Here is a 22,231-nt window from a genome sequence, read left to right on the forward strand (position 1 = left end):
ACCAATGGTGGACAACTGAAAAGCATGGGAAAACATTCGTTTGCAGCGACTTTGTGTCGCGCTTGAGAGGAAGTGCTCGTAAGGTTTTCCACAAACGGGTGGATAACCCTGGTGGGAGCGGGCTTGCCCCGCGATAGCGATTTAACTGACACACCGCCATCGCGGGGCAAGCCCGCTCCTACCTAGGTTGTATCAGTGGCCGCCGAGGTAGGCGTTGCGCACATCCTCGTTGACCAGCAGCTCTTGCCCGGTGCCGCTCAGACGGATCTGGCCGTTGACCATGACATAGGCACGGTCCGACAGTTTCAGCGCATGGTTGGCGTTCTGCTCCACCAGGAAGATGGTCATCCCGCTCTGTGCCAACTCACGCAAGGTGGCGAAGATCTGTTTGACCACGATCGGCGCCAACCCCAACGACGGCTCATCCAGCAGCAGCAACTTGGGCCGGCTCATCAAGGCGCGGGCGATGGCGAGCATTTGCTGCTCGCCACCGGACATGGTCATGGCCCGCTGATTACGCCGCTCCTTGAGACGCGGGAACAGTTCGAACATACGCTGCATGTCTTCGCTGGCAAACTTGTCACCAATGGGGATGGTGCCCATCATCAGGTTCTCTTCCACCGACATGTCCGGGAACACCCGGCGCCCTTCCGGCGACTGGGCGATACCGTTGGAGGCGATGTAGTGGGAAGACTTGTGGGTAATGTCGGTGCCTCGGTAGACGATCTGCCCCGCAGCCGCTCGCGGCTGGCCGAAGATCGACATCAGCAGCGTCGATTTGCCCGCACCGTTGGAGCCGATCAGGCTCACCGTTTCACCTTCATCGATGTGCAACGAGACTTTCTTCAGGGCCTGGATCGGCCCGTAGAACACGTCGATCTCTTTCATTTCGAGGATCGCTGTACTCATACCAGTTCCTCTTCATCGGCGCCCAGATAAGCCGCAATCACCGTCGGGTTGTGACGAATGTCTTGCGGTGCGCCTTCAGCGATCACGTTGCCGTGGTCAAGCACCACGATATGGTCGGAAATGCTCATGACCATGCCCATGTCATGCTCAATCAGTACCACGGTCAAATCATGCTCATCACGCAGCACCCGAATCATCTTGCTCAGCGCTTCGGTTTCCTGCGGGTTGAGGCCAGCGGCCGGTTCGTCCAGGCAGATGATCTGCGGCCGCGTACACATGGCCCGGGCAATTTCCAGGCGACGTTGCTGGCCGTAAGACAACTCACCGGCCAGGCGGTTGGCGCAATCGACCAGGTCGACCACTTCCAGCCAGTAGAACGCGTGATCGAGAGCATCGCTTTCCGCTTTGCGGTAGGCCTTGGTGTTCAATACACCGGCCAGCAGGTTGCGGTTTACCCACATGTGCTGGGCCACCAGCAGGTTTTCCACCACCGACATTTCCTTGAACAGACGAATGTTCTGGAAGGTGCGCGCCAACCCTGCGCGGTTGACCAGGTGGGTACCGCCGAACATCTTGTAGTGCAGGCGGTTGATAAAACGTTTGGGCGAAACGAAGTCACCCAACTGGAAGCGCTCGCCAAGCAACTGAATGACGTTGGTACGAGTGCCGCGCATGTTCAGTTCGATCTTGCCGCCACTGGCTTTGTAGAAGCCGGTGAGGCAGTTGAACACCGTGGTTTTGCCAGCGCCGTTGGGGCCGATCAGGGCAAAGATGGCGTTGCGTTTAACCTTGAGGCTGACGTCGCTGAGCGCTTTGATCCCGCCAAAATGCATCATCAGGTTGTCGACCGAGAGAATCACGTCATCGCTCATGGCGCTACTCCTTTACGTGGCACCACACCGGTACGGCTGATACGAATCAAACCGCGCGGTCGCCAGATCATCATCAACACCATGAGCACGCCGAACAGCAGTACCCGGTACTCAGAGAAGCTGCGCAGCAGCTCTGGGGCCACGGTCAGTACGAACGCGGCGATCACCACACCGACCGTCGAGCCCATGCCGCCCAGCACCACAATGGCGAGGATCAGCGCCGACTCGAAGAAGGTGAACGACGACGGGTTCACAAAGCCCTGGTAGCTGGCAAAGAACACCCCGGCCAGACCGGCGGTGGACGCACCGATGGTGAAGGCCGAGAGCTTGACCAGCACATGGTTCAGGCCCATCGAGCGGCAGGCGATTTCGTCTTCACGCAGCGCTTCCCAGGCGCGCCCTACCGGCATGCGGGTCAGCCGGTGCTTGATGTACAGCACCGCCAGCACCACCAGGAACAGCACGATGTAGATGAACAGGAATTTCAGGTTGGGGTTGTAGTCAACGCCAAAGAACTCGTGAAACGGTATCCCGCCATCCTTGGCCCGACGCCCGAATTCCAGGCCAAAGAAGGTTGGCGACGGCACCGGCATGCCGTTGGGCCCACCGGTAAACGACAGCCAGTTGTTGAGCACCAGGCGAATGATTTCACCAAAGCCCAGGGTCACGATGGCCAGGTAGTCGCCGTGCATGCGCAACACCGGAAAGCCCAATATGCACCCGGCCAAGGCGGCAGCAATGGCCGCCAATGGCAACACCGTCCAGAAGCCCAGGCCCAGGTACTGATAGCCCAGCGCCAACCCGTAGGCACCAATGGCATAGAACGCCACGTAGCCAAGGTCGAGCAAACCGGCCAGCCCGACCACGATGTTCAGGCCCAGCCCCAGCAGCACATAAATCAGACCGAGGATCACCACGGTCAGCAGGTACTTGTTGGCAAAGAATGGAAAGACAATGGCGATCACGATCAGCGCCGGGATGATCCAGCGCAGCCGCGATTTGTAGTCCGGTGCCAACACATGCACGCCGGAGCCACCGCCCTCAAAACTCTGCAGGATCGACTGGCCCTTGGGGGTCTGCAGGAACAGGCTGAGCACAAAGCGCCCGACCATCACCCCGGCAACCAACCAGGCAACGCGGGTCGGTTCCATGTTGAAGCTGTAGCCGTCGAGCACCACGCCGACGATGGGCCCGAAGACAATCAGGGAAATCAGCCCAGCGAGAATCGCGTCGATCAGGCTGCGCTTGAGATCGAATGAAGCGGATTTGGCAGCAGACATACTTACACCTTCGCCACGAGTGGGCGACCCAGCAGGCCTTGGGGACGGAAGATCAGAATCAGCACCAGCAGGGAGAAACTGAACACGTCTTTGTAGTCAGAGTTGATCAGCCCGGAGAACAGCGACTCGGAGATGCCGAGGATGATCCCGCCGAGCATGGCGCCCGGTAACGAGCCGATGCCGCCCAGTACCGCTGCGGTGAAGGCCTTGATGCCGATGATGAAGCCGGCATAGAAGTCGAAGGTGCCGTAGTTCATGGTGATCAGTACACCGGCCAGCGCGGCCATCACGGCACCGATGACGAACACGTAGGAGATCACCCGGTCGGTGTTGATGCCGAGGATCGAAGCCATCTTGCGATCTTGTTGGGTCGCGCGGCACATGCGCCCCAACTTGGTGAACTTGATGATGTAGGTCAGCGCGGCCATACCGACGAACGCGGCAACCAGGATAAAGATCTTGGTGTAGGTCAGCTGGACGAACCCGGTACCCACTTCCAGGCGCCAGGCGCCTTCGAGCAGAGTCGGTACGCCTTGTTGCCGTGCACCCTGGCTGATCTGCGCGTAGTTCTGCAGGATCAGCGAAATGCCGATGGCACTGATCAATGGTGCCAGGCGCGTGGAGTTACGCAGGGGTTTGTAGGCGATGCGTTCGATGGTCCAGCCATACACGCCGGTAACCACAATGGTGAAGATCAGCGTCCCGAGCATCAGCAGCGGGAAGGATTCGATACCGAAGTACGCCAGCAATGCCAGACTGATCGCCGCCAGGTAAGCGGAGATCATATACACCTCGCCGTGCGCGAAGTTGATCATGCCGATAATGCCATAGACCATTGTGTAGCCGATGGCGATCAGACCATAGACAGACCCCAGGGTCAGTCCATTGATCAGTTGCTGCAGAAAAATACCATCCATAACGCAATCTCACGTATTTGAGATTGCACAAGCGCCGACTACGGTGAGCCCCGGATGAAGCGGCTCTCGCAGCGCAGGGATTGTGCAGATCTACGAGAAAAGACAGGTACGGCGCAAAACCGGGTAGCGACCCGGGCACAGGCCCGGGTCGAATACCGTTGTTATTTTTGTTTTTCCAGTTGGTGGTACTTGCCGTCCTTGTCCCACTGGTAGACCACGTAGTCGGAGACGGTCAGGTCGCCTTTGCTGTCCCACTTCTTCTCGCCCATCACGGTGCTCACCGGATTGGCCTTGAGCCACTTGGCAGCGTCTTCGCCCTTGTTCGACTTAGAACCGTTGAAGGCGGCGGCCAGCGCCTGGACCGAGGCATAGGCGTACAGGGTGTAGCCTTCAGGCTCGGTGCCACCTTTGCGGAACGCGTCTACCACCGCCTTGCTTTCTGGCAGCAGGCGCGGGTCGGCGCCGAAGGTCATGTACACGCCATCGACGTACTGCGCGCCACCGGCGGTGGTCACCAGTTCATCGGTGACGATGCCGTCATCGGACATGAACTTGACGTCTTTCAGACCTTGCTCACGCATCTGCCGAACCAGCGGACCGGCTTCCGGGTGCAGGCCACCGAAGTACACCACGTCGGCACCGGCGGCGCGGATTTTGGTGACCACGGCGCTGAAGTCTTTCTCGCCACGAGTCAGGCCTTCATACAGCACCGGCGTCACCCCACGCTTGGCCAGCTGGGCTTTGGTGGCATCGGCCAGGCCCTGACCGTAGGTGTCCTTGTCGTGCAGCACCACGACCTTCTTGCCTTTGAGCACATCGACGATGTAATCGCCGGCCACGATGCCCTGCTGGTCGTCACGCCCGCACATACGGAACATGGCGCTCAGGCCGCGCTCGGTAACCTGAGGGTTGGTCGAGCCCGGGGTAATCGCGATCACCCCAGCTTCGTCATACACCTCGGAGGCCGGAATGGTGTTGGACGAGCAGAAGTGCCCGACTACACCAATGACCTTGTCCTGATCGACCAGACGGTTGGCCACGGCCACAGCCTGCTTCGGCTCACAGGCATCATCGCCCTTGACCAGGACAATCTTCTCGCCGTTGACCCCACCCGCGGCGTTGACGGCATCAGCCGCTGCCTGGGCACCTTTCATGTATTGCTCGCCAAACGCTGCGTTGGCACCGGTCATCGGGCCCGCTACACCGATCTTGACGTCGGCCTGAACATACGAAGAAACACCCAGTGCCGTAGCTACGGCGAGGGCCAGAAAGCCTTTCTTGTAAAACGTCTGCGACATGAGGTGGTGCTCCTTGGAGTTTTTTTGGTTGGCACTACAACTTTCAGCAATTGCTCTGAGCAAGGGCCGTGCCATTGGATTTTTATTCTGGAAAAACTCATGAAGAACTTGTCGGAGCCCAAGCCGTGTCCTTTTTTTATTGGCTGTGCAACCGTCTGCCATACGGCAAGCGCCACCGCTTTCCAAACAAAAGAGCAACCGCTCAGTGCCATCATTGCAACCCCGGCAAGTGTTTACGTGCAACTAGCCTGTAACAGGATGCGTAACCGAACTGCACATCCGTGGTGCGCGACTGCTACAGCGGGCACCATTACAGGCTAGCCGCTGACTGGCGAAAGTGCTGCTACCTTGAGCTGCTACCGATGTACCCGAGGCGTGCCTGCCCCACCTGTGGAAAAAGGCTGGCACAATGGCGAGGTCTGTGTGTCGTCGCTGGCTGGTGATGGCGCGCGCCCCTATCGGAGCCCCTTATGAGCGAGAGCGCCTTCGCCGATCGCATCGTGCAAAACCTGCTCGACACGGATTTCTACAAACTGAGCATGATGCAGGCCGTCCTGCACAACTACCCCAACGTTGAGGTGGAATGGGAGTTTCGTTGCCGTAATGGCGAAGACCTGCGCCCCTATCTGGAGCAGATTCGTGAACAGATCGATCTGTTATGTGAACTGAACCTGGCCAACGGCCAACTCAACTTTCTTGAGCAGATCACCTTCATAAAGCCGGACTTCCTGCGTTTTCTCGGCCTGTTCCGCTTCAATCTTCGTTACTTGCAACTGGGCATCGAGAACGGTCAGCTGTTCCTGCGCCTGCGCGGCCCCTGGCTGCATGTGATCCTGTTTGAAGTGCCACTATTGGCGATCATCAGCGAAGTGCGTAACCGCCAGCGCTACCCGCAGGTCAAACTCAGCGATGCTCGCGACCAGCTGTACCGCAAGTTCGACTGGCTCAAGGCGCACGCCAGCGGTGACGAATTGGCCGAGCTGCAGGTGGCCGACTTCGGTACCCGCCGACGCTTCTCCTACAAGGTTCAGGAAGAAGTGGTGCGAGTGCTCAAGGAAGACTTCCCTGCACGTTTTGTCGGCACCAGTAACGTGCACCTGGCACGAAAGCTGGATATCAAACCCTTGGGCACCATGGCCCATGAATGGATCATGGCCCACCAACAACTGGGCCCGCGGTTGATCGACAGCCAGATCGCCGCCCTCGACTGCTGGGTACGCGAGTACCGCGGCTTGCTCGGCATCGCCTTGACCGATTGCATCACCATGGATGCCTTCCTCGGCGATTTCGACCTGTTCTTCGCCAAGCTGTTCGATGGCCTGCGCCATGACTCGGGTGACCCGGTGCGCTGGGCGGAAAAAGCCATCGACCACTACCGCAAGCTGGGAATCGACCCGATGACCAAGACCCTGGTGTTCTCCGATGGCCTGAACCTGACCAAGTCACTGGAGATCTTCCGCGCCCTGCGTGGCCGGATCAACGTCAGCTTCGGCATTGGCACCAACCTGACCTGTGACATTCCCGGGGTGGCGCCAATGAACATCGTGCTTAAAATGACCGACTGCAACGGCCAGCCTGTCGCCAAGATTTCCGACGAGGCCGCCAAAACTCAATGTCGCGACGAAAATTTCGTCGCCTACCTGCGCCACGTATTCAAAGTGCCCAAGGAGTAATTCATGCAAGCCGTTCAGCAAGAGATTGCGCAAGCGCTCAAGGTTCAGCCGCCGTTTGCCGACCGCGCCGCGCTCGATGCCGAAGTAACCCGGCGTGTGGCGTTCATCAAGCAGTGCCTGAACAACGCCCGGCTGAAAACCCTGGTACTGGGGATCAGTGGCGGCGTTGATTCGTTGACCGCTGCGTTGTTGGCCCAACGGGCGATCAACGAGCTGCGCAGCGAGACCGGCGACGCGGCCTACCGTTTCATTGCGGTGCGCCTGCCGTATCACGTCCAGCAAGATGAGCACGACGCCCAGGCTTGCCTGGACGTCATCAAGGCGGACGAGATACACACCGTGAACATCGCGCCAGCGGTACAGGCGCTGGCCAAAGAGGTGCAGGCGCTGGAGAACGGCAAGCCGGAAATGGTCGATTTCGTCGTGGGTAACACCAAGGCGCGGATGCGCATGGTGGCGCAGTACACCATTGCCGGTGCCCGTGGCGGGCTGGTGATTGGTACCGACCATGCCGCTGAAGCGGTGATGGGCTTCTTTACCAAGTTCGGTGACGGCTCCTGCGACCTGGCGCCGTTGAGCGGGCTGGTGAAAAACCAGGTGCGGGCGATTGCACGCAGCTTTGGCGCGCCGGAATCACTGGTGGAGAAAGTGCCTACTGCCGACCTCGAAGACCTGGCACCGGGCAAGCCGGATGAAGCGTCGCACGGCGTGACCTATGCGCAGATCGATGCCTTTCTGCACGGTGAACCGGTGAGCGAAGAGGCGTTTGCGATTATCCGGGGGACTTACGAGAAGACCCGGCACAAGCGCGAGATGCCGTTCGCGCCGTGAAATGCATCGCGGGGCAAGCCCGCTCCTACAAACCTGTAGGAGCGGGCTTGCCCCGCGATCAAAAGGCCCCGAATTACTTCAGAGTAATGGTGCCTTTCATCATCGAGATGTGGCCTGGGAACGAACAGAAGAAGCCGTAGCTCTCGCCTGCAGCCAGCTTGGACACGTCGAAAGTCACCTCATCTTTCTCGCCAGCGCCGATCACTTTGGTGTGGGCAATCACACGAGCATCGCCGTCCTTCAGATACTGCTTGTCGATACCGGCGCTCAGACCGTCGGTCGCGATAGGCTGCATGTCAGCCGTTTTGCTGATCACCAGGTTGTGGCCCATGACGTTCTTCGGCAGGTTGCCGGAGTGGGTCAGTTCGACGGTGAATTGCTTGCAGCTCTTGTCGATCGCGATGTCCTTGGTGTTGAAAGACATCTGGTCGGTAGAGTCGACCGTGACCTTGCACTCTGCGGCGAAAACCTGAGCGCTGGCGAGGGTCAGCAAGGATACGGCAACAACTTTGGCAAACATCGTGAATCTCCTTGGCAGGGTTTTGATCAGTTTGCAGACTGCCTGAAACCCTTCAGCCCAGCCCTGATATGGATCAAGGGGCTGGCCAAGGGCCAGTCAGTAGAATTGTTCTATGGATTGTATACAGCCAATCAAAGAGCACATCATGCGCCATTAAGGGACGATGAGACAACCTCTCATTCAGGAGCAATCAACATGTCCTTTAGTCGCTTGTTGCACAGTCTACTCGCCAGCTATGCCTGCGGTGCAAGCGGGGTCGCGTGCGAGCTGTCCTCTGCCGAATGAATCCGGCCTTGGAAGCCTCAGGCATGCGCTTTACTCTGTGTCGGCTTGTAACTGGAGAGAAGCAATGTCTGTACGTTCCGTTTGTGTGTTCTGTGGCGCCAGCAGCGGCGTCAGCCCAGCTTACCGCGAGGCGGCCATCGCCCTCGGCCAGGCCATCGCTCAACGCGGCCTGACCTTGGTGTATGGCGGTGGTGCCGTGGGGTTGATGGGTATCGTTGCCGATGCGGCGATGGCCGCCGGTGGCGAAGTCATCGGCATCATTCCCCAGGCGCTGAAAGATGCTGAAGTCGGCCACAACGGCCTGACCCGCCTGGAAATCGTTGACGGCATGCACGCGCGCAAGGCGCGTATGGCCGAGCTGAGCGATGCGTTCGTTGCCCTGCCGGGCGGCCTGGGCACCCTCGAAGAGCTGTTCGAAGTGTGGACCTGGGGCCAACTGGGCTACCACGCCAAACCGCTGGGCCTGCTCGACGTCAACGGCTTCTACAGCAAGCTGGGCAGTTTCCTCGACCATGTGGTCGAAGAAGGCTTCGTACGCCCTCAGCACCGCGCCATGCTGAAACTGGCCGACAGCCCCTCTCAGTTGCTCGACGCCATGGACAGCTATCAAGCCCCCATCGCCCCCAAGTGGGTCGACAAGAAACCTGACTAAGGCTGCCCATCCTCCAGCGGCATCACCGTGACCTGCACCTGCGGGTCATGACTGCCGCCACCGAGGATCACCCCGCGCAACGGTGACACATCGGAAAAGTCCCGGCCCCAGGCCAGGGTGATGTGCTCCAGCGCAGGGCGCAGATTATTGGTGGGATCAAAATCGACCCACCCCTGCACCGGGCAATACACCGACACCCAGGCATGCGAGGCATCCGCCCCGATCAGCCGTGGCTGCCCCGGCGGTGGGCGAGTCAGCAAATAACCACTGACATAGCGCGCCGCCAGCCCACGCGAACGCAAGCAGGCAAGCATCAAGTGCGCGAAGTCCTGGCAGACACCACGACGGCGCTCAAGCACCTCCACCAATGGCGTGGCCACTTGGGTGGCCTCGGCATCGAAGGTGAATTCGCTGAAGATTTTTTCCATCAGCGCCTGCGCGCCCGCCAGCAACGGCTGCCCCGCACCGAAGCACGACTCGCTGAAGGCCACGAAACGTTGTTTGAGGCGTACATAGGGTGATTCAAAGCGATAGCGGCACGCTTCCAGGTGCTCACCCGACAGCGGCTGGCTGGCGTAGGTCAGGGCATCGCGCACCTGCTCCCAGGCCGGTGAGGCGCTGAACTGCAGCTCGCAGCGAGGCAATACCTCGACCTGCAGACGTGCCACTACCCGTAGCTGCTCGTGCTGACGTTCGAAAGCCAGACGCGTGAGCGGGTTACCGAACACGTCCCACTCATCACGCCGCTGCGTCGGGGTCGGGCTGACCTGCAGCACCTGCGCCGTGCAGCGCTGCCAGGCGCACGGCCTGGGCCACAGGTGTGCCAGTTGCTGGGCCAGCGACACCGGGCTGTCATAGCGGTAATGGGTGTCGTGAATCACTTGATAATGCGCGCTGTTCATCACACCGACACCGTTTGCTGGCTGACATCATCGACATGGGCAAAGTGGCGCAAGGCCAGGCGCTCGGAGATTTCCCCGCTGGCCAGGGCAATGCCGTGCAGCAGGTCCGCCAGCCCGGCAAGCACCGCGTGGACGCTGTCCGTGCCGAACAGCGATCCCTCCAGGCTATGCAAATCGAAATGCTTGAGCTGTTCGGCCAGCAACGCCAGGCCTGGGTCGGGCTGGCTGGCGAACTCGTCACACAAGCGGCGATAGGCGCGTACCAACAGGTTGAGCTGAAACAGCACGGCATGGGGGTTCTGCTCATCAAGCAGGAGCAGGTCGAGCACTGGAATCAGCTGGGCGACTGCCAGGTAACGCGAACGGTAGGTGATGCTGCTGTTGCCCAGTTCCAGCAACCACTCAAGCCCCGCTTGATCAAGCACCGCAGGCCCGCGCAGAAAGGCGGCCAGGCTGCTGCACAGCGACTGCAAGCGCTCGATCCGGCGGCCGATCATCAGAAAGCGCCAGCCCTCATCGCGGGTCATGTCGTCCAGGGCAAAGCCCGACAATGCCGCCATGGACATCACCAGACGATTGAGAAAATCGACCTGCTCACCGAAGTCTGCCGCCTGATCATCAAGACTCTGGGTTTCGCGCTGCAATTCCACCAACGCCTGCCAGTTCTCTCGCGACAGCTTGCCGCGCACTTGCGACGCGGCCCACTGCAGGCGCTGCAGATTGGCGCTGAGGCTGAAGGCCCAGTCGCTGTCGGCCAGGGCGGTGCGCAAGCGCTCAGGCAAGCTGCCCTCCTCGGGCATCAGCGACAGCTCATCGGCCAAGGTTACTGCCGCCTGCAGGGCCAAGGGGTCATCGCCGTCCAGATAACGGGTGAGGATAATCCGCAGTAAGCGGGCACTGGCATCACAACGCTCGCAATAGCGCCCGAACCAGAACAGGTTTTCGACTACCCGTGAGGGCAGGTACGGGTCTTTGCGCACCAGGTCGGCGACGCCCAACGTGCGCTGGGCCCGCCACTGCTCACCGACGGGCGCCGCTTCGCCCAGCACCCAGGTGTCTTTGCTGGCACCGCCGCGTTGCATCGACACCACGTCGGCATCGGCCAGCGCCGCCACCCGGGTCAGGCCGCCGGGCAACACCCGATACCCCTCTGCCGAAGCCACCGCATACACACGCATGCCAATCGCCCGCGCATGCACCTGACCCTGATCCTGCTGCCATACCGGCGCCTGCGACAACTGCGCCAGCTCCTGAGCCACATAGGCATAGGGACGCGCTTGTATCCGCTCGGCAAGCGCCTGACGCTGGCGCGCATCAAGGTCGCGGCCAAACACCGGGGTAAAGCTCTGTGAAGGAAACGCTGGCTTGACCAGCAACTGCGGCAAGCGCTCAAGCGCCTTGGCCATCACCGGCGGTTCACCGCACCACCAGGTGGCTATCGACGGCAAACTCAACGCCTGGCCAAACAAACGCTGGTTGATTGCCGGCAAAAAGCCCAGCAGCCCGGGGGATTCCAGCACGCCACTGCCCAAGGCGTTGGCCACCAGCACCCGGCCGCGGCGCACGGCATCCAGCAACCCCGGTACGCCCAGTGCCGAATCCGTGCGCAGTTCCAGCGGATCGCAGAAGTCATCGTCCAAGCGGCGCATGATTGCATGGACCCGGCGCAAGCCGCTGAGGGTTTTGAGGTACACCGTGGCATCGCGCACGGTCAGGTCGCCGCCCTCGACCAGTGGATAGCCCAGTTGCCGCGCCAGGTACAAGTGCTCGAAATAGCTTTCATTGAAACGCCCCGGGGTCAGCAACACCACCAGCGGCGGTTCTTGCTCACTGGGGGCCAGGCGCACCAGGGTCTGCTGCAAGGTGTGGAAAAACCCGGCCAGGTGCTGCACTTTCAGGTCCCGGTACAGCTCAGGCAAGGCGCGGGAAACGATAGTGCGGTTTTCCAGGGCGTACCCGGCACCGGAGGGCGCCTGGGTGCGGTCGGCAGTGACCCACCAGCGCCCGTCAGGCGAGCGCGCCAGGTCAACCGCATACACGTGCAGGAAGGTGCCATCGGGTGGGCAAATGCCCTGGCAGGGCCACAGGAAGTTGTTGTGCCCGTACACCAGTTCGGCGGGCAGCAAGCCTTCGCGGATCAGCTGTTGCGGCCCGTAGATGTCGGCCAGCACGGCATTGAGCAGTCGTGCCCGCTGGGCAACGCCACTGGCCAGCTGTTGCCATTGCGCGGCAGGCAGCAGGTGCGGCAACAGGTCGAGCTCCCAGGGACGATCTGCGCCTTTGGGGTCGGCGTACACATTGTAGGTAACGCCATTTTCCTGCAACTGCCGGGTCAAAGAGGCCTGACGCTGAGCCAGTTGCCCCGGCCCGCTGCGCTGCAAGTAGTTACACACGCCCTGCCAGTGTTCGCGAACCTGGCCTTGGGCCTCGAACATTTCGTGGTAAGTCCCCGACTGCAGCGGGTAGGCATCGAACAGATCAGGCATGGCAGTGCTCAAAGGCCGCGAGTCATTTCAGAGTAGCGCTCAGTGTCGGCGCAAATCCAGGGTAAAGGGCAGTTCTGCATCGACTTCAATCGCTGGCACCGGAAGGTTGCCTGGGCTATGTCCAACCCTGAAGAAGCGCGCCTGACGACGACTCTGCGCTTCGTTGGCATTGACCGGCTGGGTCTCGTAGTTGCGCCCTCCAGGGTGCGCCACGTGATACTGGCAGCCGCCCAGCGAACGCCCCATCCAGGTGTCCAGCAGGTCGAACACCAACGGCGCGTGCACGGGGATGGTCGGCTGCAGGCAGTTGGCCGGTTGCCAGGCGCGGTAGCGCACAGCGGCGACACATTCTCCGACCCGCCCGGTGGCCTGCAGCGGCACAGCAACGCCGTTGCAGGTCAGCCGATAGCGCTCGGCACTCATACCGGTGACCTTGACCTGCAGGCGCTCCAGCGAGGAATCGACATAACGCACATTCCCCCCGCCACTGCCCTCTTCGCCCAGCACATGCCAGGGCTCCAGGGCCTGGCGCAACTCCAGCTCGATGCCCTTGACCGCGTAATCGCCGATGCGGGGAAAACGGAACTCCAGATGCGCGGCAAACCACTCGGCACGCAGTGGATAACCGGCGGCATTGAGCTCCACCAGCACATCGGCAAAATCCTGCTCAATGAAGTGCGGCAGCATAAAGCGGTCATGCAGTTCGGTACCCCAACGCGCCAGCCGTGCGGGGGCATAGGGTTCACGCCAGAAACGCGCGACCAGCGCACGCAGCAACAGCTGTTGCACCAGGCTCATGCGCGCATGCGGCGGCATCTCGAACGCACGTAGTTCCAGCAGCCCCAGGCGCCCGGCCGGGCCGTCCGGGGAGTAGAGTTTGTCGATGCAGAACTCAGCGCGATGGGTGTTGCCGGTCACATCGATCAGCAAGTTGCGCAGCAAGCGGTCCACCAGCCACGGCGCGCACGGTTCACCGGGGGCAGGCATTTGCGCGAAGGCGATTTCCAGTTCATACAAAGCATCATTGCGCGCTTCATCGACCCGTGGCGCCTGCGACGTCGGGCCAATGAACAAGCCAGAAAACAGATAAGACAACGATGGATGGTTGTGCCAGTAACTGATCAGGCTGCGCAGCAGATCAGGCCGGCGCAGGAACGGTGAATCTGCCGGGGTAGCGCCGCCGAGGACAAAGTGATTGCCGCCGCCAGTGCCGGTATGGCGCCCATCGATCATGAATTTCTCGCTGATCAGACGCGTTTGCCGCGCTTGTTCGTAGAGAAACTCGGTGCGCTCGACCAACTCGTCCCAACTGGCCGATGGCTGCACGTTGACTTCGATCACCCCCGGATCAGGCGTCACTTTGAAGTTAACCAGTCGCGGGTCAGCCGGTGGCTCATAGCCTTCAAGCAGCACCGGGCAATTCAGCTCCGTGGCGCAAGCCTCGATCACTGCGACCAACTCAAGGTAGTCTTCCAGCCGCTCCAAAGGCGGCATGAACAGGTACAGGCGCCCTTGCCGGGCTTCGGCGCACAACGCCGTGCGGGTCAGCCAGTCGGCCGATGCATCGACCTGCGGTGCTGGCCGCTCCTGCTCATCGACCTCGTGAGATTCACTGGCTGCTGCCAGTTCAGTGTGCTCGGGCAAGTCGCCTTGCGCCTGATTGGGATCGGTGGGGTGCACAAAGGGATACTCTGCAGCACTGACCCAGGGCTGCGATGCCAACGGCAAGCGGTAGCCGAGCGGCGAATCCCCCGGAACCAGGCGGCAATGCTGCTCACGCAAGTACCATCGGCCACTCTGCCAGCGTTGCTGATCGGCACTGCGCGCCAGCGGCAGCACCTGGCCGATCACTTTGTCCAGGCCTTGAGCAAACACCTTGCGCAGCCGTGCACGCTCCATCTCATCATCCAGGCGCGCATTGTCGACGCTGACGTTGACCGGCAAGCCGCCCTCGCGCCACAGGTAATACAGTGCATCTTCATAGGCCGGGAACACATAGCGTGCTGGCTGTTTCAAACGCTCGGCAACACTGGCCAGAAAGCGCTCGGCCAACAGGCTGTCAGCGCCATAGTCGTGGTGTTCTTCGGCGATCAACGCCGGATTGTTCCACACCGGCTCGCCGTCACGCCGCCAGAAGCAATTGAGCGACCAACGCGGCAGTTGTTCGCCCGGGTACCACTTGCCCTGACCGAAATGCACCAGCCCCTTGGGCGCATAGTGCTGGTACAAACGCTGGAACAGCTCAGCGGCCAGATGGCGCTTGTTCGGCCCCAGGGCGGTGGTGTTCCACTCGGCACCGTCGGGGTCATCCAGCGCCACGAAGGTCGGCTCGCCGCCCATGGTCAGGCGCACATCGGCCGCTTTCAGGTCGCTATCGACCTGACGCCCGAGCGCAACGATGGCCTGCCACTGCTCCTCGGTGTAGGGCAACGTCACCCGCGGCGACTCCCACAGCCGTTCCACCCGCATTTCATGGGCGAAGCTGCACTCACAGGGTTCAACCAGGCCACTGATGGGCGCCGCCGAGGTGGGATCAGGGCTACAGGCCAAGGGAATGTGGCCTTCACCGGCAAACAACCCGGAGGTCGCATCCAGGCCAATCCAGCCAGCACCGGGCAGGTACACCTCGCACCAGGCGTGCAGGTCGGTGAAATCCTGTTCAGTGCCAGACGGGCCATCCAGGGCTTTGACATCGGCGCTCAGTTGAATCAGGTAGCCAGAAACAAAACGTGCCGCCAGGCCAAGGTGACGCAGCAACTGCACCAGCAACCAGGCCGAGTCGCGGCAGGAGCCAGAGCTAAGCTCCAGAGTCTGCTCCGGGGTTTGCACGCCGGGTTCGAGACGAATCAGGTAGCTGATGTCCTGGCTCAGCTGTTGGTTCAGTGCCACGAGAAAATCAACGGAGGGCTTCGGGGTGCGGTCGATGCGCTCGAGGTACGTGGCAAACGCCGGCGTCAGTGGCAGTTGCTCCAGATAGGGCAGCAACTCATGGCGCTCATCTTTGCCGTAACTGAAGGGAATCGTCTCGGCATAGGGCTCAAGAAAGAAATCGAAAGGGTTGAACACCGCCATCTCGGCGACCAGGTCCACTTCTACCCGCAGCGTGTCGGTTTTCTCCGGGAACACCAGGCGTGCCAGGTAGTTGCCTTGCGGGTCTTGTTGCCAGTTGATGAAGTGCCCGTCGGGCTGCACTTTCAGCGCATAGGAGAGAATCCGCGTACGACTGTGGGGCGCCGGACGCAAGCGGACGATCTGTGGCCCCAGTTCGATGGCACGGTCGTAGGTGTACTGGGTGACATGATGCAACGCGACATGGATCGACACGGCGGGCCTCCTGCGAGCCTGAGCGGTAGCGGAACCGCGCAAGACTTGTGCCATGAGGCCAGGCCTGCGATTCCCTGCATGCAGTTCGTACGGTCGCATCCGGTGCGCACCAACGCGAAGCTGCCGAGCAAGCGTTGCACAGATTTGAGGCTTTGCCAGAAACAAGTAGGAGCGGGCTTGCCCCGCGATGCGATGTGGCTGACAAATCGCTATCGCGGGGCAAGCCCGCTCCTACCAGGGCCGACTGATGTCGTTTTTAACGCGGCAGTACCGGCTGGCGGGCGGGCTTTTTCTTGCCCTTACCGCCCTTGGCGGCTTCCTTGCGCTCCTTGGCGGCCTGCTGGTTGCGGGCAAATGCCGCCGCCTTGGCCTGTTCGCGCTTGTCCCACGGGTTGGAACCGTCGCTACCCCGTGGTGGCAGGCCAGTATGCTGGGTGAGGATCTTCTGCTCCTTGCCCACTTTATGGCTGCCGGCCGGCGTGGAGTTCTTGCGCCGTGCACTCTGGTAGCTGTCGGTGGCCGGTTGATGCAGCGGGATCAGCTGATGCTTGCCCGGGCCGATCAAATCAGCGCGGCCCATGCGCTCCAGTGCTTCACGCAGCATTGGCCAGCCTTTCGGGTCGTGATAACGCAGGAAGGCCTTGTGCAAGCGGCGCTGCGCCTCGCTCTTGACGATGGTGACCGGGTCGCTCTTGTAGGTGACCTTGCGCAACGGGTTCTTGCCCGAGTGGTACATGGCCGTGGCCGAGGCCATTGGCGACGGGTAGAACGCCTGCACCTGGTCGGCGCGGAAGCCGTTGCCCTTGAGCCACAGGGCCAGGTTCATCATGTCTTCATCGGTGGTGCCAGGGTGCGCGGCGATGAAGTACGGGATCAGGTACTGTTCCTTGCCTGCCTCTTTGGAGTACTTCTCGAACATGCGCTTGAAGCGGTCGTAGCTACCGATGCCCGGCTTCATCATCTGATTCAGCGGGCCTTCTTCGGTGTGCTCCGGGGCAATCTTCAGGTAGCCGCCAACGTGGTGCGTCACCAGCTCCTTGACGTACTCAGGCGATTCCACCGCCAGGTCATAACGCAGACCCGAGGCAATCAGGATTTTCTTCACGCCCGGCAAGGCACGGGCGCTGCGGTACAGTTTGATCAGCGAAGAGTGATCGGTGTTCAGGTTCGGGCAAATGCCGGGGAACACGCACGAAGGCTTGCGGCACGCCGACTCGATCTCGGGGCTCTTGCAGGCGATGCGGTACATGTTCGCGGTCGGGCCGCCGAGGTCGGAAATAACCCCGGTAAAACCTGGCACTTTGTCGCGAATTTCTTCGATTTCACGAATGATCGAGTCGTGGGAACGGTTCTGGATGATCCGCCCTTCGTGCTCGGTGATCGAGCAGAAGGTGCAGCCACCGAAGCAGCCACGCATGATGTTCACCGAGAAGCGGATCATGTCGTAGGCCGGGATTTTCTCCTTGCCGTACGCCGGGTGCGGAATGCGCGCATAGGGCATACCGAACACGTAGTCCATTTCTTCAGTAGTCATCGGAATGGGTGGTGGGTTGAACCACACATCCACTTCGCCGTGCTTCTGTACCAGGGCACGGGCGTTGCCCGGGTTGGTCTCCAGGTGCAGCACGCGGTTGGCGTGGGCATAGAGCACCGGGTCGTTACGGACTTTCTCGAACGATGGCAGGCGGATGACCGTCTTGTCGCGGGTCATGCGCGGGCTGTCGAGGATTTGTACCACCTTGGCTTCGTTCGGGTCTTCGACCTCGCCCTTCTCCTGCTCGATGGCGCAGGCCTGGGTGTCCTGGGTGTTGACGTACGGGTTGATGATCTTGTCGACCTTGCCCGGACGGTCAATACGCGTGGAGTCGACTTCGTACCAGCCTTGCGGCGTGTCACGGCGAATGAAGGCCGAACCGCGAATATCGGTGATGTCTTCGATTTTTTCGCCAGCAGACAGACGCTGGGCGACGTCGACGATGGCCCGCTCGGCGTTGCCGTACAGCAGGATATCGGCGCAGGCGTCGATCAGGATCGAATGACGGACTTTGTCCTGCCAGTAGTCGTAATGGGCAATACGGCGCAGCGAGGCTTCAATACCGCCGAGGACGATCGGTACATGCTTGTAGGCCTCTTTGCAGCGCTGGCTGTAGACCAGGCTGGCGCGGTCCGGACGTTTGCCAGCCAAGCCACCCGGGGTGTAGGCGTCGTCGGAGCGGATCTTTTTGTCGGCGGTGTAACGGTTGATCATCGAGTCCATGTTGCCGGCCGCGACGCCGAAGAACAGGTTCGGCTCGCCAAGCTTCATGAAGTCGTCTTTGGACTGCCAGTTCGGCTGGGCGATGATGCCTACGCGAAAGCCCTGGGCTTCCAGCAGACGACCGATGATGGCCATACCGAACGACGGATGGTCGACGTAGGCGTCGCCGGTCACGATGATGATGTCGCAGGAATCCCAGCCGAGCTGATCCATCTCCTCCCTGCTCATTGGCAGGAAAGGCGCTGGCCCGAAGCATTCGGCCCAGTACTTGGGATAGTCGAAAAGTGGTTTGGCTGCTTGCATGTCAGTGACCGGTAGCTAATCGATGGAAAATCGCGGGCGCGGAATATAGCACAAAAAATGACCAATTCCGACGTTAAAGGTCGGAATAAGCAGAATTGCCTTATTCGTCGTCGTCGAAGTTGTAACTGCCCGGCGCCAGGTTCTCGAAGCGCGTGTATTTACCGATGAAGGCCAGGCGGATAAAGCCGATCGGGCCGTTCCGCTGCTTGCCGATAATGATCTCGGCAATGCCTTTGTGTTCGGTTTCCGGGTGATACACCTCGTCACGGTAAACGAACATGATCACGTCGGCGTCCTGCTCGATCGCACCCGATTCACGCAAGTCGGAGTTCACCGGGCGCTTGTTGGGCCGCTGTTCAAGGGAGCGGTTGAGCTGCGACAGCGCCACGACCGGGCAGTTGAACTCTTTGGCCAACGCCTTGAGGGATCGGGAGATTTCAGAAATCTCGTTGGTACGGTTGTCGCCGCTGGAGCCTGGGATCTGCATCAACTGCAGGTAGTCGATCATGATCAGGCCGATTTCACCATGCTCACGTACCAGACGGCGGGTACGCGCGCGCATTTCCGACGGGCTGATACCGGCCGTATCGTCAATGAACAGCTTACGGTCATTGAGCAGGTTGACCGCCGAGGTCAGGCGCGGCCAGTCGTCGTCTTCCAACTGACCGGAACGCACTTTGGTCTGGTCGATACGGCCCAGGGAGGAAAGCATACGCATGATCAGCGATTCACCTGGCATCTCCAGGGAATACACCAGAACGGCCTTGTCGCTGCGCAACACGGCGTTCTCCACCAGGTTCATGGCGAAGGTGGTTTTACCCATGGACGGACGGCCGGCGACGATGATCAGGTCGGCCGGTTGCAGGCCGCTGGTCTTCTCGTCGAGGTCGGTGTAGCCGGTCGACAGGCCAGTGATCGCGTCAGCAGTGTTGAACAGCGTGTCGATACGGTCGATGGCCTTGGTCAGCAGCTCGTTGACACCGACCGGGCCACCGGTCTTGGGCCGCGCTTCGGCGATCTGGAAGATCTGCCGTTCGGCCTCGTCGAGGATCTCTTCGGCGTTACGGCCCTGGGGGTTGAACGCGCTGTCGGCAATGTCGGTGCTGATGCTGATCAGCTGACGCAAAGTCGCCCGCTCGCGAATGATCGCGGCGTAGGCCTTGATGTTGGCCACCGACGGGGTGTTTTTCGCCAGCTCGCCGAGGTAGCCAAGGCCACCCACTTGCGAGCTCAGGCCTTCTTTATCCAGTTGCTCATGCAAGGTGACGACGTCGAACGGGGCGTTCTGGTCGGCAAGCTTGTAGATCGCGCGGAAAATCAGGCGGTGGTCATGTCGATAGAAATCACCATCGGAGACTTGATCAAGCACTCGCTCCCAGGCGCCGTTATCCAGCATCAGGCCACCGAGTACGGCCTGTTCGGCTTCGATGGAATGCGGCGGCACCTTCAGGGCAGCGGTTTGCAGATCATATTGCTCAGGGGCGGATATCTCGTTCATGGCCACGCAGGAATCAGGGTGATGAAAAAGACAAAGGGCACGACCTGCAAAGCAGGATCGTGCCCGATGTTAACCGGCTGACACGCAAGGTGCCAGCCGATCGGTACAGCTTAGGCTGCGACAACAACCACGCGTACGGTAGCTTCAACGTCGCTGTGCAGGTGCACGGCTACGTCGTATTCGCCAACCTGACGGATGGTGCCGTTCGGCAGACGAACTTCAGCTTTAGCCACTTCAACGCCGGAGGCGGTCAGGGCGTCAGCGATGTCGTGGGTGCCGATCGAACCGAACAGCTTGCCTTCGTCACCAGCGGTGGCAGTGATGGTCACTTCCAGCTCAGCCAGTTGGGCAGCGCGAGTTTCGGCCGAAGCTTTTTTCTCTGCAGCGATTTTTTCCAGCTCAGCACGACGCTCTTCGAACGCAGCCAGGTTGGCAGCGGTAGCAGCGGTAGCTTTGCCGAATGGCAGCAGGTAGTTACGGCCGTAACCGGCCTTAACGTTTACCTTGTCGCCCAGGTTGCCCAGGTTGGCGACTTTTTCCAGCAGGATCAGTTCCATTTGGTAATAACCTCTTAACTTTTAACCTTCACCGTTCGCGGAATCGTTATCGGCACCTTTTGGGGGCGCCTTGCGACCGCGAAAATCAATCAGGCTGTCGACAATGGCCAGAACCACGAGCAACGGATAAGTCAGCTGCATAAACAGCAGCAGTGTCACGTACATCCCGACCAACCAGAACTTGCCCAGTCGGCCTTGCGCCACCAGCCCATGCATCAGGGCAAGCCCTGCGAACATCAGCGGTATGCTGCACAGCGGCGTTAACATCGCCAGTTCAGGACCGAAATTCGGCCCGACCAGCATAAGCACCACCAGTACCAGCGTTGGCACCAGGGGAAGCCTGACCGCTTGAAACTCGCGACCAAAACCTCCCGGGTTATACAGAACTGCTTGCCAGTAGCGCCCCAACATCAGGGCCAGCACACTGACGGCTTGCAACAACGCCGCTATGAGGCCGTTGAGCACAGGTACGATCAGGCTACCCAGGCGGGCCCGCTCCTCTACCGATAACTGTTGGTAGAGACCGTCGAGCATCTGCGGCAGGGCTTTTTCAAGCGCTCCAGCCAGAGCTTCAATCGGTTCGCGGAACACCGACCCCAGAATGACGCCATATACCAGGCCCATGGCGATGCTGAACAACAGCACCCGATTCCAGGACTGCCCGGCGCGCAACAGCGCAGCCAGCCCCAGCGTCCCCAGCAACACCATCAAGGTGCGCGGCTCGCCGAAGAACCACCAGGCCAACGCCGGCAATAATGCCCAGGCGAGGACTCCGGAGGCGTCCTTGAAACCGCGCCGCAGGAACACCAGGCTCCCGGCGGCGGCACTCAACCAGAACAACAGCGGCAATGCCGCACAACCCACCACCACCAGGGTGGCTTGCACACGACCACGCATGATGAAATCAGCTAAGGCGCGCATGCACTCTATCCTTTGCTACTTGTCGAAAACCCGGTCTCAGCGGCCGTGGCTGTCGGTGTAGGGCAGCAGGGCCAGGAAGCGGGCGCGCTTGATAGCGGTAGCCAGCTGACGCTGATAACGAGCTTTGGTACCGGTGATACGGCTTGGAACGATCTTGCCGGTTTCGGATACGTAAGCTTTCAGGGTGTTGAGATCTTTGTAATCGATCTCTTTCACGTCTTCAGCAGTGAAGCGGCAGAATTTACGACGACGGAAGAAACGTGCCATGTAATAGGCTCCTCAAAAGGTCCGTGGATTACTCGTCAGCGTTATCGCTGTTGTCGCTGTCATTGCTGTCGTCGCCATCGGCGCTGTCAGCATGCTCAGGACGGTCGCGACGCTCACGGCGCTCACTGCGGTTTTCTTCAGCCTTGAGCATCTCGGACTGGCCGGTAACGGCTTCGTCGCGACGGATGACCAGGTTACGGATCACGGCATCGTTGTAGCGGAAGTTGTCTTCCAGCTCGGCCAGGGCCTTGCCGGTGCACTCAACGTTCAGCATCACGTAGTGAGCTTTGTGAACATTGTTGATTGCGTAGGCCAGTTGACGACGGCCCCAATCTTCCAGACGGTGGATCTTGCCGCCGTCTTCTTCGATCAGCTTGGTGTAACGCTCAACCATGCCGCCGACTTGCTCGCTCTGGTCAGGGTGGACCAGAAAGATGATTTCGTAATGACGCATGAATGCTCCTTACGGGTTGTAGTCT

The 22,231-nt window shown here is 60.5% G+C and carries 18 protein-coding genes; 3 read left to right on the forward strand and 15 right to left on the reverse strand.

The window, feature by feature from the left end; translation table 11 throughout:
* Positions 1-192: 192 nt before the first annotated feature.
* The 5 genes from ACVWSC_RS26180 to ACVWSC_RS26200 form a co-directional block, all read right to left on the reverse strand.
* On the reverse strand, positions 193-909 hold the full coding sequence (locus tag ACVWSC_RS26180) for an ABC transporter ATP-binding protein (RefSeq protein WP_442110155.1): 717 nt from the start codon (positions 907-909) through the stop codon (positions 193-195).
* Positions 906-1,781: an ABC transporter ATP-binding protein gene (locus tag ACVWSC_RS26185; protein WP_442110157.1), complete on the reverse strand. Its 876-nt coding sequence runs from the start codon at positions 1,779-1,781 to the stop codon at positions 906-908. The genes ACVWSC_RS26180 and ACVWSC_RS26185 overlap by 4 nt, the downstream gene beginning before the upstream one ends.
* Positions 1,778-3,061 (reverse strand): high-affinity branched-chain amino acid ABC transporter permease LivM, encoded by a 1,284-nt coding sequence (gene livM, locus ACVWSC_RS26190; RefSeq protein WP_442110158.1) that lies wholly within the window; start codon positions 3,059-3,061, stop codon positions 1,778-1,780. Before livM ends, ACVWSC_RS26185 begins: the two co-directional genes overlap by 4 nt.
* A 2-nt stretch (positions 3,062-3,063) precedes the next feature.
* The gene (locus ACVWSC_RS26195) at positions 3,064-3,978 is read right to left on the reverse strand and encodes an ABC transporter permease subunit (protein WP_028945700.1); all 915 of its coding nucleotides are present in this window, start codon (positions 3,976-3,978) and stop codon (positions 3,064-3,066) included.
* Positions 3,979-4,139: 161 nt separating this feature from the next.
* The gene (locus ACVWSC_RS26200) at positions 4,140-5,276 is read right to left on the reverse strand and encodes a branched-chain amino acid ABC transporter substrate-binding protein (RefSeq protein WP_442110161.1); all 1,137 of its coding nucleotides are present in this window, start codon (positions 5,274-5,276) and stop codon (positions 4,140-4,142) included.
* Between the two features lie 470 nt (positions 5,277-5,746).
* Here ACVWSC_RS26200 and pncB point away from each other — a divergent pair, with 470 nt between their 5' ends.
* A complete protein-coding gene (gene pncB / locus ACVWSC_RS26205; RefSeq protein ID WP_442110162.1) occupies positions 5,747-6,949 on the forward strand; it encodes a nicotinate phosphoribosyltransferase in 1,203 nt (400 codons plus the stop codon).
* A 3-nt stretch (positions 6,950-6,952) separates the two neighbouring features.
* Positions 6,953-7,780: an ammonia-dependent NAD(+) synthetase gene (nadE, locus tag ACVWSC_RS26210; RefSeq protein WP_442110164.1), complete on the forward strand. Its 828-nt coding sequence runs from the start codon at positions 6,953-6,955 to the stop codon at positions 7,778-7,780.
* A gap of 73 nt (positions 7,781-7,853) precedes the next feature.
* Here the strand turns inward: nadE and azu are convergent, their stop codons facing one another.
* Positions 7,854-8,300: an azurin gene (azu, locus tag ACVWSC_RS26215; RefSeq protein ID WP_442110166.1), complete on the reverse strand. Its 447-nt coding sequence runs from the start codon at positions 8,298-8,300 to the stop codon at positions 7,854-7,856.
* Positions 8,301-8,649: 349 nt separating this feature from the next.
* On the opposite strand from azu, the gene ACVWSC_RS26220 reads away from it, so the two are divergent.
* A complete protein-coding gene (locus ACVWSC_RS26220; RefSeq protein WP_442110167.1) occupies positions 8,650-9,237 on the forward strand; it encodes an LOG family protein in 588 nt (195 codons plus the stop codon).
* On the opposite strand, the gene ACVWSC_RS26225 is transcribed toward ACVWSC_RS26220, so the two are convergent.
* From ACVWSC_RS26225 to rpsF, 9 genes are all read right to left on the reverse strand, one after another.
* Positions 9,234-10,139 carry a transglutaminase family protein gene (locus ACVWSC_RS26225; protein WP_442110169.1) on the reverse strand — a complete coding sequence of 302 codons (906 nt, stop codon included), beginning with the start codon at positions 10,137-10,139 and terminating at the stop codon, positions 9,234-9,236. The two genes, ACVWSC_RS26220 and ACVWSC_RS26225, sit on opposite strands and share 4 nt — an antisense overlap.
* Entirely contained in the window at positions 10,139-12,625 is a 2,487-nt protein-coding gene (locus tag ACVWSC_RS26230; RefSeq protein WP_442110171.1) for a circularly permuted type 2 ATP-grasp protein, read from the reverse strand. The genes ACVWSC_RS26225 and ACVWSC_RS26230 overlap by 1 nt, the downstream gene beginning before the upstream one ends.
* A 39-nt stretch (positions 12,626-12,664) precedes the next feature.
* A complete protein-coding gene (locus ACVWSC_RS26235) occupies positions 12,665-15,949 on the reverse strand; it encodes a transglutaminase family protein (protein ID WP_442110173.1) in 3,285 nt (1,094 codons plus the stop codon).
* 256 nt (positions 15,950-16,205) lie between these two features.
* Positions 16,206-18,509: a YgiQ family radical SAM protein gene (locus ACVWSC_RS26240; RefSeq protein WP_442110175.1), complete on the reverse strand. Its 2,304-nt coding sequence runs from the start codon at positions 18,507-18,509 to the stop codon at positions 16,206-16,208.
* Between the two features lie 100 nt (positions 18,510-18,609).
* Positions 18,610-20,007 carry a replicative DNA helicase gene (gene dnaB / locus ACVWSC_RS26245; RefSeq protein ID WP_442110176.1) on the reverse strand — a complete coding sequence of 466 codons (1,398 nt, stop codon included), beginning with the start codon at positions 20,005-20,007 and terminating at the stop codon, positions 18,610-18,612.
* 110 nt (positions 20,008-20,117) lie between these two features.
* Positions 20,118-20,564: a 50S ribosomal protein L9 gene (rplI, locus tag ACVWSC_RS26250; protein WP_133211574.1), complete on the reverse strand. Its 447-nt coding sequence runs from the start codon at positions 20,562-20,564 to the stop codon at positions 20,118-20,120.
* Positions 20,565-20,585: 21 nt separating this feature from the next.
* Positions 20,586-21,485, reverse strand: coding sequence for a hypothetical protein (locus ACVWSC_RS26255; RefSeq protein ID WP_442110179.1), 900 nt, complete (start codon positions 21,483-21,485; stop codon positions 20,586-20,588).
* A gap of 36 nt (positions 21,486-21,521) precedes the next feature.
* Positions 21,522-21,752 (reverse strand): 30S ribosomal protein S18, encoded by a 231-nt coding sequence (rpsR, locus tag ACVWSC_RS26260; RefSeq protein ID WP_009403887.1) that lies wholly within the window; start codon positions 21,750-21,752, stop codon positions 21,522-21,524.
* A gap of 28 nt (positions 21,753-21,780) precedes the next feature.
* Positions 21,781-22,206, reverse strand: coding sequence for a 30S ribosomal protein S6 (gene rpsF, locus ACVWSC_RS26265; RefSeq protein ID WP_010221605.1), 426 nt, complete (start codon positions 22,204-22,206; stop codon positions 21,781-21,783).
* Positions 22,207-22,231 lie beyond the last annotated feature (25 nt).

This window comes from Pseudomonas sp. NUPR-002 (assembly GCF_056322725.1).

Coding starts and splice junctions, on each gene's coding strand:
- ACVWSC_RS26200 (WP_442110161.1), bottom strand. CDS start 5,276: ATGTCGCAGACGTTTTACAAGAAAGGCTTTCTGGCCCTCGCCGTAGCT.
- ACVWSC_RS26195 (WP_028945700.1), bottom strand. CDS start 3,978: ATGGATGGTATTTTTCTGCAGCAACTGATCAATGGACTGACCCTGGGG.
- ACVWSC_RS26225 (WP_442110169.1), bottom strand. CDS start 10,139: ATGAACAGCGCGCATTATCAAGTGATTCACGACACCCATTACCGCTAT.
- ACVWSC_RS26255 (WP_442110179.1), bottom strand. CDS start 21,485: ATGCGCGCCTTAGCTGATTTCATCATGCGTGGTCGTGTGCAAGCCACC.
- pncB (WP_442110162.1), top strand. CDS start 5,747: ATGAGCGAGAGCGCCTTCGCCGATCGCATCGTGCAAAACCTGCTCGAC.
- livM (WP_442110158.1), bottom strand. CDS start 3,061: ATGTCTGCTGCCAAATCCGCTTCATTCGATCTCAAGCGCAGCCTGATC.
- nadE (WP_442110164.1), top strand. CDS start 6,953: ATGCAAGCCGTTCAGCAAGAGATTGCGCAAGCGCTCAAGGTTCAGCCG.
- dnaB (WP_442110176.1), bottom strand. CDS start 20,007: ATGAACGAGATATCCGCCCCTGAGCAATATGATCTGCAAACCGCTGCC.
- ACVWSC_RS26180 (WP_442110155.1), bottom strand. CDS start 909: ATGAGTACAGCGATCCTCGAAATGAAAGAGATCGACGTGTTCTACGGG.
- rpsR (WP_009403887.1), bottom strand. CDS start 21,752: ATGGCACGTTTCTTCCGTCGTCGTAAATTCTGCCGCTTCACTGCTGAA.
- ACVWSC_RS26240 (WP_442110175.1), bottom strand. CDS start 18,509: ATGCAAGCAGCCAAACCACTTTTCGACTATCCCAAGTACTGGGCCGAA.
- ACVWSC_RS26230 (WP_442110171.1), bottom strand. CDS start 12,625: ATGCCTGATCTGTTCGATGCCTACCCGCTGCAGTCGGGGACTTACCAC.
- rpsF (WP_010221605.1), bottom strand. CDS start 22,206: ATGCGTCATTACGAAATCATCTTTCTGGTCCACCCTGACCAGAGCGAG.
- ACVWSC_RS26220 (WP_442110167.1), top strand. CDS start 8,650: ATGTCTGTACGTTCCGTTTGTGTGTTCTGTGGCGCCAGCAGCGGCGTC.
- ACVWSC_RS26185 (WP_442110157.1), bottom strand. CDS start 1,781: ATGAGCGATGACGTGATTCTCTCGGTCGACAACCTGATGATGCATTTT.
- rplI (WP_133211574.1), bottom strand. CDS start 20,564: ATGGAACTGATCCTGCTGGAAAAAGTCGCCAACCTGGGCAACCTGGGC.
- azu (WP_442110166.1), bottom strand. CDS start 8,300: ATGTTTGCCAAAGTTGTTGCCGTATCCTTGCTGACCCTCGCCAGCGCT.